Source organism: Streptomyces sp. NPDC044571, assembly GCF_040647115.1.
Lineage (GTDB): Bacteria > Actinomycetota > Actinomycetes > Streptomycetales > Streptomycetaceae > Streptomyces.
Genome location: NZ_JBEZBN010000003.1, coordinates 95,344 through 108,771 on the forward strand (window position 1 = coordinate 95,344; position 13,428 = coordinate 108,771).

At 72.8% G+C, this 13,428-nt stretch carries 16 protein-coding genes; 10 read left to right on the plus strand and 6 right to left on the minus strand.

The window, feature by feature from the left end:
• Positions 1 to 89 precede the first annotated feature (89 nt).
• The 4 genes from AB0B01_RS02635 to AB0B01_RS02650 all read left to right on the plus strand — a co-directional run bounded on the left by AB0B01_RS02635 (position 90) and on the right by AB0B01_RS02650 (position 2,343).
• Positions 90 to 728 carry a class F sortase gene (locus AB0B01_RS02635; RefSeq protein WP_361712147.1) on the plus strand — a complete coding sequence of 213 codons (639 nt, stop codon included), beginning with the start codon at positions 90 to 92 and terminating at the stop codon, positions 726 to 728.
• A 25-nt stretch (positions 729 to 753) separates the two neighbouring features.
• Positions 754 to 1,389, plus strand: coding sequence for a PH domain-containing protein (locus AB0B01_RS02640; protein WP_361712148.1), 636 nt, complete (start codon positions 754 to 756; stop codon positions 1,387 to 1,389).
• Between the two features lie 169 nt (positions 1,390 to 1,558).
• Positions 1,559 to 2,098, plus strand: a complete 540-nt coding sequence (locus AB0B01_RS02645; protein ID WP_361712263.1) for a VanZ family protein — start codon at positions 1,559 to 1,561, stop codon at positions 2,096 to 2,098.
• A gap of 44 nt (positions 2,099 to 2,142) precedes the next feature.
• Positions 2,143 to 2,343, plus strand: coding sequence for a PspC domain-containing protein (locus AB0B01_RS02650; RefSeq protein WP_361712149.1), 201 nt, complete (start codon positions 2,143 to 2,145; stop codon positions 2,341 to 2,343).
• On the opposite strand, the gene AB0B01_RS02655 is transcribed toward AB0B01_RS02650, so the two are convergent.
• The 3 genes from AB0B01_RS02655 to AB0B01_RS02665 form a co-directional block, all read right to left on the minus strand.
• Positions 2,344 to 3,096 carry a hypothetical protein gene (locus AB0B01_RS02655; protein WP_361712150.1) on the minus strand — a complete coding sequence of 251 codons (753 nt, stop codon included), beginning with the start codon at positions 3,094 to 3,096 and terminating at the stop codon, positions 2,344 to 2,346.
• A 127-nt stretch (positions 3,097 to 3,223) separates the two neighbouring features.
• Positions 3,224 to 3,502: a hypothetical protein gene (locus AB0B01_RS02660; protein ID WP_361712151.1), complete on the minus strand. Its 279-nt coding sequence runs from the start codon at positions 3,500 to 3,502 to the stop codon at positions 3,224 to 3,226.
• Between the two features lie 139 nt (positions 3,503 to 3,641).
• Positions 3,642 to 4,790, minus strand: coding sequence for an adenosine deaminase (locus tag AB0B01_RS02665; RefSeq protein ID WP_361712152.1), 1,149 nt, complete (start codon positions 4,788 to 4,790; stop codon positions 3,642 to 3,644).
• Between the two features lie 114 nt (positions 4,791 to 4,904).
• Here AB0B01_RS02665 and AB0B01_RS02670 point away from each other — a divergent pair, with 114 nt between their 5' ends.
• The 3 genes from AB0B01_RS02670 to AB0B01_RS02680 all read left to right on the plus strand — a co-directional run bounded on the left by AB0B01_RS02670 (position 4,905) and on the right by AB0B01_RS02680 (position 7,440).
• The gene (locus AB0B01_RS02670) at positions 4,905 to 5,636 is read left to right on the plus strand and encodes an alpha/beta hydrolase (RefSeq protein ID WP_361712153.1); all 732 of its coding nucleotides are present in this window, start codon (positions 4,905 to 4,907) and stop codon (positions 5,634 to 5,636) included.
• Positions 5,637 to 5,703: 67 nt separating this feature from the next.
• A complete protein-coding gene (locus tag AB0B01_RS02675) occupies positions 5,704 to 6,075 on the plus strand; it encodes a cupin domain-containing protein (protein WP_361712154.1) in 372 nt (123 codons plus the stop codon).
• A gap of 330 nt (positions 6,076 to 6,405) precedes the next feature.
• Positions 6,406 to 7,440, plus strand: a complete 1,035-nt coding sequence (locus AB0B01_RS02680) for a helix-turn-helix transcriptional regulator (protein WP_361712155.1) — start codon at positions 6,406 to 6,408, stop codon at positions 7,438 to 7,440.
• On the opposite strand, the gene AB0B01_RS02685 is transcribed toward AB0B01_RS02680, so the two are convergent.
• Complete coding sequence (locus tag AB0B01_RS02685; protein ID WP_361712265.1) at positions 7,383 to 8,414, minus strand: LysR family transcriptional regulator; 1,032 nt, start codon at positions 8,412 to 8,414, stop codon at positions 7,383 to 7,385. The two genes, AB0B01_RS02680 and AB0B01_RS02685, sit on opposite strands and share 58 nt — an antisense overlap.
• A gap of 63 nt (positions 8,415 to 8,477) precedes the next feature.
• Between AB0B01_RS02685 and AB0B01_RS02690 the strand changes: the two genes are divergently transcribed.
• The 3 genes from AB0B01_RS02690 to AB0B01_RS02700 all read left to right on the plus strand — a co-directional run bounded on the left by AB0B01_RS02690 (position 8,478) and on the right by AB0B01_RS02700 (position 11,689).
• Positions 8,478 to 9,770 (plus strand): MFS transporter, encoded by a 1,293-nt coding sequence (locus tag AB0B01_RS02690; protein WP_361712156.1) that lies wholly within the window; start codon positions 8,478 to 8,480, stop codon positions 9,768 to 9,770.
• A 138-nt stretch (positions 9,771 to 9,908) separates the two neighbouring features.
• Positions 9,909 to 10,607, plus strand: a complete 699-nt coding sequence (locus AB0B01_RS02695; RefSeq protein WP_361712267.1) for a L,D-transpeptidase family protein — start codon at positions 9,909 to 9,911, stop codon at positions 10,605 to 10,607.
• Between the two features lie 74 nt (positions 10,608 to 10,681).
• On the plus strand, positions 10,682 to 11,689 hold the full coding sequence (locus AB0B01_RS02700; protein ID WP_361712157.1) for a sigma-70 family RNA polymerase sigma factor: 1,008 nt from the start codon (positions 10,682 to 10,684) through the stop codon (positions 11,687 to 11,689).
• Here the strand turns inward: AB0B01_RS02700 and AB0B01_RS02705 are convergent.
• Positions 11,585 to 11,926, minus strand: coding sequence for an STAS domain-containing protein (locus AB0B01_RS02705; RefSeq protein WP_361712158.1), 342 nt, complete (start codon positions 11,924 to 11,926; stop codon positions 11,585 to 11,587). The two genes, AB0B01_RS02700 and AB0B01_RS02705, sit on opposite strands and share 105 nt — an antisense overlap.
• A gap of 179 nt (positions 11,927 to 12,105) precedes the next feature.
• Positions 12,106 to 13,383 (minus strand): thymidine phosphorylase, encoded by a 1,278-nt coding sequence (locus tag AB0B01_RS02710; RefSeq protein WP_361712159.1) that lies wholly within the window; start codon positions 13,381 to 13,383, stop codon positions 12,106 to 12,108.
• Positions 13,384 to 13,428 lie beyond the last annotated feature (45 nt).

Here is a 13,428-nt window from a genome sequence, read left to right on the forward strand (position 1 = left end):
CCACACCTGCCCCTGCGCACGACTCCCGTTCCCCCTTCCGGCGGGCCGCCTCCACGGCGGCCCGCCGGGCCCGTTTCCCGGAGCGCCCCATGGCCCGTCCCGTCCGCCCCCTGCTCGCCGCCGCCCTGCTCGGTCCGCTCACCCTCGCCGCCCTGACCGGCTGCGGCGGCGCCCCTGCCGCGCCCACACCCCCGCCTCACATCGCCGACCCCGCCGCTGCTCCCGCACAGGCCGCCGCCCCGCCCGCCCCGACGCCGGCCGCGCCGGTCGCCCCACTGCCCGCCTCGGAGCCGGTACGGGTACGGATCCCCGTGGCCGGGGTGGACACGGGCCCGCTGCTGAAGCTGGGCCTGGCCGCCGACGGCACCGTCGAGGTGCCCTCCGTCGCGGACGGGGACCGGATCGGCTGGTACACCCGGGCCGTCACGCCGGGCGAGACCGGGCCGGCCGTGCTGATCGGGCACTTCGACACCGTGCGCGGCCCGGCCGTCCTGCGCAACGTCTCGAAGATCCACGCCGGTGACGAGATCACCGTCAGCCGGGCGGACGGGCGCGTCGCGGTCTTCCGGGTGCGCGAGCTGGAACAGGTCGACAAGAAGAGCTTCCCGACCGCCAAGGTGTACGGGAACACCGCCCGCCCGGAGCTGAGGCTGATCACGTGCGGCGGGGAGCTCACCGAGGGCCACCGTCCCGACAACATCATCGTGTACGCCGATCTCGTGGGCTGAGACGGCGTGAGGCACAATCGGGCGCATGAGCAGCCAGCAGCCCACCGACGAGCCGGTGTACGACGACCGGGTCTACCGCTCTCCCATGGCCATCGTCACCGGAGCGCTGCTGCTCGCCCTGATCGCGTGGCTGTGCGGGGACGCGGTGGTACGGGGGTCGGGCAACACCCCGTGGTTCGCCCTGGCCATCGCGCTGTTCCTGGTCCCGCTGACGGTGGCGTTCACCATCCGCCCGGCGGTCTTCGCCAACGACGACCGGATGCGCGTACGGAACCCGTTCCGGGTGATCGAGCTGCCCTGGGCCGCGGTGGACGCCGTGCGCGCCGGGTACTCCGCGGAAGTGCTGGCCGAGGGGTCGAAGTACCAGCTCTGGTCGGTTCCCGTCTCGCTGCGCGAGCGCAAGAAGGCCGGCAGGCAGCAGTTCAGCCGCCGCGGCGGGCTCACCGGCAAGGGGCTGGCCGCGCCGGAGCAGCCCGGCGCGGCTGCCGAGCCGCAGCGCGCCCACGCCGACCGGGTGGTGGACGAGCTGCGCGAGCTGGCCGAGCGCGGCGCCTCCCGCGCGGGAGCGCAGGGCAGCGTGAGCGTGCACTGGTCGTACGAGATCATTGCGCCCGCCGTGGCGGGCGCGGTGCTGCTGATCGTGCTCTATGCGACCCGCTGAGCCCGCAGCGCGGTCACCGTGCGTGAGAGCACGGGTACGGGTGCGGGGGTGCGGCGCCGCCCGCCGTTTTTTCGGGCGGTCACCCGAACCGACCGGAACCGCGGCCACCGGGAGCTGCGTCCTCGCAGGTGTGCAGCGTCAAGAGGTCGGCCACCGAGCCGCCACCGCCATACACCTCCGGCTCCGGCTCCTGGGCGGGGCCCTGCTGGTCGCTCATCTCCTCCTCGTCGGCTGGCTCACTCTGCGTCCGCTCGACGTACCCTGGGCGGCAGCCGCCAATCTGACCCCGCTGGAGGGGATCAGGGCGGACCTCGCCTACGGGCCGCTGGAGGCCGCCCGGCGGATCGGGGAGGCGCTCGCTCTGCTCGCCCCGCTCGGGGTGCTCCTGCCCCTGGTCAGCGGAACGCTGGCGCCCTCGCCGCTGGCCGCGTGGTCCTCGCTGGGGCGGACCGCCGCCGCGGGCGTGCTGGTCTCGCTCAGCATCGAGATGATGCAGAGCGGCGTGGGCGGCCAGGTCGTCGACGTTGACTCGGTGCTGCTGAACACGGTCGGGGTGGTGCTGGCGCACGTGGCCGTCGTACCGGTCCTGCGGGCGCGGCTGCGGCGGTCGCTGCACGCACGGAAGTCTCAGGGGTCCACCCCGAGGATTACCAGGGTCGGGCTCGGCCCTTGGACCGAGGTACTGTCCGCGGTTCCACGGGAGTATTGAGGCATCGCGGGAAAAGGTCCCGCGATGGCCCCTTAGGAGAATCCATGAGCGCCCTTGTTCGCCCCCGTGACGGCCGCTGGATCGGCGGCGTCTGCGCCGGACTGGCGCGGCGATTCGGTATTTCCGCGAACACGATGAGGCTCATCTTCGTCGTCTCGTGTCTACTGCCCGGCCCTCAGTTCCTGATCTACCTGGCGCTGTGGGTCCTGCTGCCGAACGAGAAGTCCGCTTCCACCGGGTGGTGATCAGCGCGCGGCGCGCACCTTTTCCAGCTGCTTGTCCGCCACCTCGTGCGGAACCTGCGCCTTCTGCCGGCCGGCGGCCACGTTGAGGGCCATCAGCCGCACGATGGTGGAGCCCTGGCGCACGACGACCAGGTGGACCTCCGCGGAGACGCCCTGGGCGGCCGCGGTCGTGGTCCAGCTGACGCTCTCGTCGCCGGACGTCCGGTACTCGGCGGGCCGCACCTCGCGGTAGCTGCCGCTCTGTTTCTCGACGGTGGCGGTGAAGCCCGTACCGCACGCGGCGACCGCGTCCTTGAGGCGGGCGATCAGCGTCCTGGCGTCGCGCTCGGCGTAGGAGCTGACGGAGGCGGAGACGGCGAGTCCGACCTGCTTCTGCGAGCCGACGCCCCGGTTGACGGTCTCCTGCGCGGCCGGGTCCGGCTTGTCGCCCATGATGTCGGCCAGCGGCTGACAGGCCTTGCGGTCGGCCTGCGGCTGGCCGTCGGGGGCGTTGGGGTTCTTGCCCTGCGCCGAGATCTGGTAGCCGGGCACGTCGCCCTGCTCCAGCGCGGACCGCTCCAGCTTGCTCGCGGCGGCCTGGGGCACGGCCGAACCCGCGGGGGAGGCCGGCGGGGAGCTCACGGGGGCGGAGTCCTTGGGGTCCGGTGCCTTGTCGGGCGCAGTGGCGCCCTTGCCGCAGCCCACGGCCCCCAGGAGGAGGGCGGGCAGCAGTGCGGCGGCCGCCGTGACCGTGGCGCGTGCCTTCAGGCGCATGACCGATGACCTCTCTCCCCCGCCGTCGGCGGGCGGTTGACGGCGATCGTGGCACATGGCACGACGTGGCACACACCCGATCGAACCGGCGTGCGCCACGCGTGCCCGTGCGCGAATCCGGTGCGGATCAGCCGCCGAGGGCACCACCGATGGGCAGGCCGCCGAGGGTGGGGCCGATCGCGTTGGCGAGCTCACCGATCGGAGCAGCCGGGTCGCTGGACTGCTGGCCTTCCCCGGAGCTCACCTGCTGCTGGCTCGTGAGCCCCTGCGCGGCACCGGTGACCGTACCCAGCGCGTCGGAGAGCCCGATGGCGGGAACAGCGGCGGATGCGGTGCCGGCGGCGACGGCGGCGAAGGCGGCGCCGAGGGCGGCGACACCGAGAGTCTTGGCAGCTGACTTCTTCATGAAGATTAGTCCTTGCGAAGGGGAACTGAGCGGCTCCGCAAACTAGTCACTTCAAACCCCCGCCCGCAAACATCTGTAAATACGAGAAAGCGTCCGGGAATTGCGCTTCCCGGACGCTTTCCGTCTGTCATGCCGTGGCCTAGGCCGATACGGAACCGCTGGTCGAAGCGGTCTGCCGGAACAGCCACTCCGACTTCAGCTCGGCATAGCCCGGCTTGATCACGTCGTTGATCATGGCCAGTCGTTCATCGAAAGGAATGAACGCGGATTTCATCGCATTGACGGTGAACCACTGCATGTCGTCGAGCGTGTAGCCGAAGGTACTGACCAGGTGCTCGAACTCGCGGCTCATGCTGGTGCCGCTCATCAGGCGGTTGTCGGTGTTGACCGTCAGCCGGAAGTGCAGCTTGCGCAGCAGGCCGATGGGGTGCTCCGCGTAGGAGACGGCCGCTCCGGTCTGCAGGTTCGAGGTGGGGCACATCTCCAGGGGGATGCGCTTGTCCCGGACGTACGAGGCCAGGCGGCCCAGCGTCACGGAGCCGTCCGCGGCGACCTCGATGTCGTCGATGATCTTCACACCGTGGCCCAGGCGGTCGGCGCCGCACCACTGGAGGGCCTGCCAGATCGACGGCAGGCCGAAGGCCTCGCCCGCGTGGATGGTGAAGTGGTTGTTCTCGCGCTTGAGGTACTCGAACGCGTCCAGGTGGCGGGTGGGAGGGAAGCCGGCCTCGGCGCCGGCGATGTCGAAGCCGACCACGCCGTTGTCGCGGTAGCGGTTGGCGAGCTCCGCGATCTCCAGGGCGCGGGCGGCATGGCGCATCGCGGTGAGGAGGGCGCCGACGCGGATCCGGTGGCCGTTGGCCTTCGCGCGGCGCTCGCCCTCGCGGAAGCCCTCGTTCACGGCCTCGACGACCTCTTCGAGGGTCAGACCGGCTTCGAGGTGCTGCTCGGGGGCGTAGCGGATCTCCGCGTACACCACGCCGTCCTCGGCCAGGTCCTCGGCGCACTCGGCGGCGACGCGGAACAGCGCGGCCTTCGTCTGCATGACGGCGCAGGTGTGCGCGAACGTCTCCAGGTAGCGCGGGAGGGAGCCGGAGTCGGCGGCCTCGCGGAACCAGATGCCGAGCTTGTCGGCGTCGGTCTCGGGCAGGTTCTCGTAGCCGGCTTCGCGGGCCAGCTCGATGATGGTCCCGGGGCGCAGTCCACCGTCGAGGTGGTCGTGGAGCAGCACCTTCGGGGAGCGGCGGATCTGATCCGGGGTGGGCAGGTTGGGGGTCTCGCTCGTCATCTGCGCACTCTAACTCCTACGCGCGTAGAGCACCGCGTCGGCGGCGGGGGTCGATATGTAACAGAGACCGTACGGACGGGTGGCGTACACCTGTCAGTCTGAGACTGTTCCGCCATGGCACAGCATGCGCCGCCGGCGCGCGGAGCCCGCCTGGGGCGGGCGGCCCGCGTGAACGGCTCGGTCTCGACGGACAGCACGGTCAACGGGGCGGTCCTGCTGCTCCCCGGCGCGTCCAGATGGCCCCCCGGCCCGCTGCGCGGGCTCGCGCGGGCCCTGGCCCGGGCGGGCCGGGCCCAGGGCCTGGTCACGCACTCCGTCCTCCACGGCCGCGGGGCCGACCGCGTGGAGGACGCCCGGTGGGCGGCGGACGAGGTGGTGCGCAGGTACGGGGACGTACCGGTGTGCCTCGCCGGCTACGACGCGGGCGGCCGGGCGGCGCTGCGGGCGGCGGGCCACGACGCCGTCAACTCGGTTCTGGCGCTCGCCCCTTCGCTGGACGGGGCGCCGGGGGACGGCTCGCCCGAACCGGTCAAGCAGCTCTCGGGACGGCAGGTGCTGATCGTGCACGGGACGAACGACGCGCACAGCGACCCCGAGGCATCGTTTCGGCTGGCGGCGCAGGCGAAGAAGGCGAACCGGGCGACGTGCCGGTTCGAGGTGCACTCCGACGGGCACCGGTTACGGGAGCACCAGGCGGAAGTCGTGGCGCTGGCCGTGGACTTCGTGCTCGGTGCGATGGTGACGGGGCGGTACTCGCGACCGGTCACCGATGCGCTGGCGGCTCCTCCCCCGCTGGGTCTGCGGATGCCGCTGGCCTCCGGTTTCGGGCGTTCGCTGAGGGGATGAGGGATGGGGGCCCCGAGCGTAAGGTGAGGAGTGGACTCGGGGCGTGCTCTTTCCGGGAGGTACCGCCATGGCGCCGATGGTGCGCAGGAGCTTCGACAGCGCCGACGAGACCCGTCCGTTCACCGACGGCAAGGGTCGGCTGGACCTGATCCAGGCGGACGGCGGACCCGTGGGCCGCGCCGTGTTCGAGCCGGGCTGGCGCTGGTCGGAGCACATCAAGCCGCTGGCCGGGACGGACAGCTGCCAGTCCGCCCACACCGGCTACGTGGTGAGCGGGCGGATGCACGTCGTCATGGACGACGGGGCGGCCGAGGACTACGGCCCCGGTGACTTCATGCAGGTCTCGCCCGGGCACGACGCGTGGGTCGTGGGGGACGAGCCGTGCGTCGCCGTGGACTGGACCGGCTTCGGGGACTACGCGAAGGCCGCGGGCGCCTAGGCAAGTACCGCCGCCCGGGCGGGGCGTGCCCTCCCGGGCCCCGCGGAGTGCCGGGTACGGCGCCGTGCCGGGCGCGGCGGTGGTCGCGCCGGTCCGTCCGTGCCTGCCGCTCCGCCCCCTCACGGTCGGACGGCACCGATGGATCGGCGTGACCACCACGGCGTGCGCCTGCCCGGCCGGGCGCTCCCCCGGTACCGGCGCTCCCCGTTCACCGGTGCCTCCACTGTGCCGGTCCGGCATATGCCGTAACCGCCGGTTCGGGCGTCGTCTTGCCGCCTTGCGGGAACCCGAGGGGTTTATAAACATCCGCAAGCCGGGACGAATACGCCCATGCCAGCCGACGCAGTCGACCCCGCAAACGGAGGCGATCTGAGCCCCGCCGCCCGGCGGCTGTACGCGTACGCCGTCGAGCGCCACTCCTTCGCCGCGGCGGAGGCCACCGCGGCCCTGGGTGCCCGCGCGGGCGCGGCGATCACCGAGCTGGCCGCCGCCCATCTGCTCCAGCGGACCCCCGGCAGCGGGCCGGAGCGGTGGTGCGCGGTGGCGCCGCGGGCGGCGGCTGCCCGTGCGCTGGCCCCCCTGGCGCTGCTGGTCCGGGAGACCCACGACGAGATGGACCGGCTGCGCGGACGGCTGGAGGCGCTGGTCCCGGCGTACGAGGCCGGGGCGGCGCACCGGCAGCGCAGCAGCGCGGAGCAGCTGGAGTTGGTCACCGACCTGGGGGCGGTGCGCGGGCTGATCGCGGAGCTCGCGGCGGCGTGCGAGCGGGAGCTGCTGACCTCGCAGCCGGGCGGGGGCCGGCCGCTGGAATCGCTCCAGGAGGCGATCGGGCGGGACGAGTCGCTGCTGGCCCGCGGGGTGCGGATGCGCACGATCTACCAGCACACGGCGCGCTATTCGCGGCCGACGGCGGCCTACGTGGAACGGGTGACCGCGCTCGGCGCGCAGGTGCGCACCCTGGGCGACGGCCTGATGCGGATGCTGATCTTCGATGCGCACACGGGTCTGATGGAGGTGCCGGACCGCAGCGGAGCGGCCCTGGTGGTGCGCGAGCCGAGCGTCGTGCACTTCATGACGTCCGCCTTCGAGCGGTCCTGGCCGGGTGCGGAGCCCTTCCCCACGACGGTGAGCCCGGACGCGGCGCGCTCGCTCTCCGACGAGCTGCGCCAGACGATCGTACGGTTGTTGTCGGAGGGGCTGGAGGACAAGGTGATCGCCCGCCGACTCGGCATGTCGGAGCGCACCTGCCAGCGCCACATCGCGGAGATCATGCGGGCGGTGGGCGCCAAGTCCCGCTTCCAGGCGGGCTACTTGCTCTCCGCCGCGGCCCCCGCACCGGTCCCGGACGGCAAGGCCGGGTCCTGACCGGGGCCGCCGGCCAGTTCGGGGATCAGCCGGCCGCGCCGGGACAGCAGGAAGCGCTTGAACTCGGCGACGGGCGGGGTGTCGGGGTGTCCGTCGAGCCAGGCCACGCCGATCTCGCGGACCGCGCGCGGGGCGGTCACCGTCAGCTCGACCACGCCGGGGCGGGGCACGGCGGGCGGTGGCAGCAGGGCCACGCCGAGGCCGGCCGCGACCAGCCCGCGCAGGGTCTCGGCCTCCTCGCCCTCGAAGGCCACCCGGGGGGTGAACCCGGCTTCGGCGCACAGGTCGTCGGTGATGCGGCGCAGGCCGTAGCCGGGCTCCAGGGTGACGAAGGTTTCCTCGGCGGCCTCCGCGAGGCGGATCCGCTTGCGGGTGGCGAGGCGGTGGTCGTCGGGAACGACCAGGCGCAGCCGCTGCTCGTCGAGGCGGCGGGCCACCAGGTCGGGCGCATCGGGCAGGGGTGAGGTCAGGCAGAGGTCGAGCTCGCCGGTGCGCAGCCGCTCCAGCATGGCCTCGCCGTAGTTCTGCACCAGGGAGAAGCGCACCCGCGGGTGGTCGGCCCGGAAGGCCCGGATCAGGCCGGGTACGGTCTCGGGGCCGAGGGTGTGCAGGAAGCCGAACGCCACTTTGCCGTAGGCGGGATCGGCGTCCTGCTGGACGGATCCGGCGGCGCGGGCGATCTCGGCGAGGGCCTGCTCGGCCGAGGCCAGGAAGGTCCGGCCCGCGGTGGTGAGCGCCACCGTGCGGCCCTTGCGGGCGAACAGCGTGATGCCGAGGTCCTCTTCGAGCCGGACCATGGCCCGCGACAGGGTGGACTGCGGGACGCCCAGCTCCTGCGCGGCACGGGTGACGTGCTCGTGGCGGGCGACGGCGGCGAAGTAGGCGAGGCGCGGGGCCAGCAGAGTTGTCACCGCCATGTCTTCTTCGTAACGGTTCGTTGACATGCGCCCCTCTGAGCTGTGCTGATGCGTCAGTGGATCGATTATCGCCAATCTGTGCATTGGACGCATGAAACGGGCCGGGTCTACGGTCGTTGCATGCCTCCCGCTCATACCGGGGCGCCCGTCATCCCGGGCGCCTCCACCTCGCTGTCCCCGCACCCCGCCGCAAACCCCGCGCCCCGCGCCCCCGGCCGCCCCGGCTACCGCCGGATGAGCCTCGCGCTCTTCGCCGCCGGACTGGCCACCTTCGCCCTCCTCTACTCGACCCAGGCGCTGCTGCCCGCGATCTCGGACGGCTTCGGCGTGACGGCGGGTCAGGCCAGCTGGACGGTGTCCGCGGCCACCGGGGCGCTCGCCCTGTTCGTCCTGCCGCTGAGCGCGCTGTCCGAGCGGTTCGGCCGGACCCGGATGATGACGGTGTCCATGGTCGTGGCCGTGGGCGTCGGAGTGCTCGTGCCGTTCGCCCCTGGCCTGGAGTGGCTGGTGGCGCTGCGCGCCGTGCAGGGCGCGGCGATCGCCGGCATCCCGGCCTCCGCGATGGCGTACCTGGCGGAGGAGGTCGAGGCGAAGGCGCTGGTGGGCGCGATCGGCCTGTTCGTGGCGGGCAATTCCATCGGCGGCATGAGCGGCCGCCTGGTCACCGGCTGGGCCGCGCAGGCGTGGGGCTGGCGGGGCGGGCTCGCGGCCGTCGGCGCCATGGCGCTGCTCTGCGCGGTGGCCTTCCTGGTCCTGCTGCCCCGGGCGCGGTTCTTCCGCCCGGCCGGGGCGGCGCCGCGCGCGGTCGCCGCCGCGGTCGCCGGCCATCTGCGCGATCCGCTGCTGCTGCGGCTGTACGGGATCGGCGCGCTGTTCATGACGGTGTTCGGCGCCGTCTACACGGTGATCGGCTACCGGCTGGTGGAGGAGCCGTTCTCGCTCGGACAGGGCGTGGTGGGGTCGATCTTCCTGATCTACCTGGTGGGTACGGTCTCCTCGGCGGCGGCCGGGCGGCTGGTGGCCCGCGCCGGGCGGCGCGGCGCGCTGTACCTGGCGGTGACCACGACGGCCCTGGGGCTGCTGTTCTCGCTGTCGGACCGGCTGCCCGCGATCCTGCTCGGACTGGTCCTGATCACCGCGGGCTTCTTCGCGGGGCACGCGGTGGCGTCGGCGGCGGTCAGCCGGACGGCGAAGACGGCCCGCGCGCAGGCCTCGGCGCTGTACCAGTCGGCGTACTACCTCGGCTCCAGCGCGGGCGGCACGCTCGGCGCGCTCGCCTACCACGGGGCGGGCTGGGCGGCCACGGTGGGCATCGCCCTGCTGGCGGTCCTCGGCGTCGTGTCGATCACCTTGTACGGCTCCCGCGCGGCCCGCGCCGAGCGGCGCCACACCTCGCTGGCCGCCGCGCGCTGAATACGACCGCGCGCGTATCCGCCCGTACGGCAGGAGTACGAGGTGATTTACGGAGCCCGGAGGCCAACCCGCCCCGGGCTCCGGCGCGTTGCGCCTTCCCGCCGGGAAGAAGTGGGGCGGGAGGCCGACATGACATCCATGTGGGTGCGTACGAAGCGACACGGGGCGGCACTGGTCTGCGCGGCGGTGGCACTGGCGGCGCCGCTGGTGGCCGTCGGGGGCGGGACGGCTCAGGCCGCCTCCTGCAACCTGACCACCGGGCCGTACCAGCGGCAGGTCGAGCAGTTCCTGGGGCGGCCGGTCGACGGGAGGCAGTCGGCGGCGGACTGCAGTGCCGTCCGGTCGTTCCAGGCCGCACACGGCATCACCCCGACCGCGGGCTACGCCGGACCGCTGACCTGGCAGACGATGAGCACGATGCTGGCCCAGCGGGCGGCGGGCAGCACCCCCAACCGGGACGGCAGCTGTCCGGTGAACCTCGGGCGGATCGCCTGCGTGGACCTGACCCGCCAGCTCAGCTGGGTCCAGGACGGCGCCGCTCTCCGCTACGGCCCGGTCCCGGTGCGCACCGGCAAGGACGGCACCGAGACCCGGACGGGCCTGAAGAAGATCTACTACCGCAGCATCGACCACTGGTCGACGCTCTACGACGTGGCGATGCCCTACGCGCAGTTCTTCGACGGGGGCATCGCCTTCCACTCCACCACGAAGAGCATGTGGAACCCGCCGGGCTCGGGCGGCTGCGTGAACATGCGGGCCGCCGACGCCAAGGCGTACTGGAACCTGCTCGGGAACGGTGACGACGTGTACGTGTACGGTCGCAAGCCGGGCACGTAGGCGCTTCCGGCTGCCGTTGTCGGACCCCTCGGGTAGTTTCCGAGGTATCGGACCGACCTGGGGGAACGACAGCCATGAGCGACCTCGCCACGACGCCACCGGAGCTGGACCTGGATGCGGCGATGGACCGCTACCGGGTCGAGCTCACCGGCTACTGCTACCGCATGCTCGGCTCGTCCTTCGACGCCGAGGACGCGGTGCAGGACACGTATGTCCGCGCCTGGCGCAGCCACGAGAAGTTCGAGGGCCGCTCCTCGCTGCGGTCGTGGCTGTACCGGATCGCCACGAACGTCTGCCTGGACCTGCTGAGTGCCGGGAAGAAGCGGGCCCGCCCGATGGATCTGAGCGCCCCGCAGCACCAGGCTTCCGCCGTGCTGAACGAGCGGCCCGAGGTGACCTGGCTGGAGCCGGTGCCCGACGCGCGGGTGGTCCCGCAGACCGCGGACCCGGCGGAGATGGCGCTGGCGAAGGAATCCGTGCGGCTGGCGTTCGTCGCGGCCCTCCAGCACCTGCCGGCGAAGCAGCGGGCGGTGCTGATCCTGCGCGAGGTGCTGGCCTGGAAGGCGGACGAGGTCGCGACGCTGCTGGACACGACGGTGGCCTCGGTGAACAGCGCCCTCCAGCGGGCCCGGGCCACGCTGGCCGGCCGGCACATCCGGGAGAGCGAGCCGGCGGACCCGCTGGACGCGGACCAGGCGAAGCTGCTGGAGCAGTACCTGTCCGCCTTCGAGGCGTACGACATCTCGCGCCTGACCACGCTGCTGCACGAGGACGCGGTGCTGTCGATGCCGCCGTTCGACCTGTGGCTCCAGGGGCGTGCCGACATCGCGGCCTGGCACCTCGACCAGGGCATCGGCTGCAAGGGCTCGCGCCTCGTCCCGACCACGGCCAACGGCCTGCCGGCCTTCGGCCAGTACCGGCCGCGGGAGGACGGGACGCCGGGACACGTCCCGTGGGCGCTCCAGGTGCTGGAGGTCTCAGAGGGCAGGATCGTCGGGCTCAACGCCTTCCTGGACACCGCCCGCTGGTTCCCTCTCTTCGGCCTCCCCGAGGAGCTCGACGAGTCCGACGAGCTCCAGTAGGGCCCGTAGCCGGGGCACGGCCCCGTGCACGGCGAGACCCCGCCCGTACCCCTCGGCGGTCAGCCGGAGCCTGGCCAGGACCTCGACGGCGCCGAGCCCGGGCGCGGTGACGGCGGTGGCATCGCACACCACGTCCGGCGCCCCGGCGTCGTACAGCCTGGCCAGGAAGGCGCACAGCAGAACGGCGTCGCGCGCGGTCGGGCTGGGTCCGGGCAGCACGACTCGGGTGATCTCCACGAGAGGGTGACTGCCCGGGCCGCCGGAACTCATCGGTGGCCCGCGGCGCCTACGGGCGGGGGAAGTCGGAGGCGTCGAGGGTGAGGAGGCGGACCGCGCCGTCACAGCTGTCATCCCGGCATGCGAACGGGACCGGTGGTGGTCCACCGGTCCCGTTCAGCCGCAGGAGTGGGTGCAGGTCAGGCGATGCGGTCCAGGACGATCGGGGTCGGCGTGAACGGCGTGCCCGCCGGGGCGATGTCGTGCGAGCCCTCCAGCGCGGCCAGGGCGTACTCGAACTTCTCCGGGGTGTCCGTGTGCAGGGTCATCAGCGGCTGGCCCGCGGTCACCGTGTCGCCCGGCTTCGCGTGCAGTTCGATGCCGGCGCCCGCCTGCACCGGGTCCTCCTTGCGGGCGCGGCCCGCGCCCAGGCGCCAGGCGCCGACGCCCACGGCGTACGCGTCGAGCCGGGTCAGGACGCCCGAAGCCGCGGCGGTGACGACGTGCTGCTCGCGGGCCACCGGGAGGGCCGCGTCGGGGTCGCCGCCCTGGGCCGCGATCATCCGGCGCCAGTGGTCCATCGCGGAGCCGTCGGCCAGGGCCTTGGCCGGGTCGGCGTCCTTGATGCCCGCCGCCTCCAGCATCTCCTTGGCCAGCGCGATGGTCAGCTCGACCACGTCGGCCGGGCCGCCGCCCGCCAGGACCTCCACCGACTCGCGGACCTCCAGCGCATTGCCCGCGGTGAGGCCGAGCGGCGTGGACATGTCGGTGAGCAGGGCCACGGTCTTGACGCCCGAGTCGGTGCCCAGGCCGACCATGGTCCGCGCGAGCTCGCGCGCGTCCTCGATGTTCTTCATGAAGGCGCCGCTGCCGACCTTGACGTCCAGGACGAGCGAGCCCGTGCCCTCGGCGATCTTCTTCGACATGATCGAGGAGGCGATCAGCGGAATGGCCTCCACCGTGCCCGTCACGTCGCGCAGGGCGTACAGCTTCTTGTCGGCGGGCGCGAGGCCGTCGCCGGCCGCGCAGATGACCGCGCCCGTGGTCTCCAGGACGTGCAGCATCTCCTCGTTGGACAGCAGTGCGCGCCAGCCCGGGATGGACTCCAGCTTGTCGAGGGTGCCGCCGGTGTGGCCCAGGCCCCGGCCGGACAGCTGCGGCACGGCCGCGCCGCAGGCGGCGACGAGCGGGGCCAGCGGCAGGGTGATCTTGTCGCCGACACCGCCGGTGGAGTGCTTGTCGGCAGTGGGGCGGGACAGGGAGTCGAAGTTCATCCGCTCGCCCGAGGCGATCATCGCGGCGGTCCACCGCGCGATCTCGGCCCGGTTCATGCCGTTGAGCAGGATGGCCATCGCCAGGGCCGACATCTGCTCGTCGGCCACGACACCGCGGGTGTATGCGTCGATGACCCAGTCGATCTGCTCGGGGCTCAGCTCGCCGCGGTCCCGCTTGGTACGGATGACGGAGATGACGTCCATGTGGTGCTTCCTTCTACGCGCATAGAGATGAGGGGAAAGAGGAAG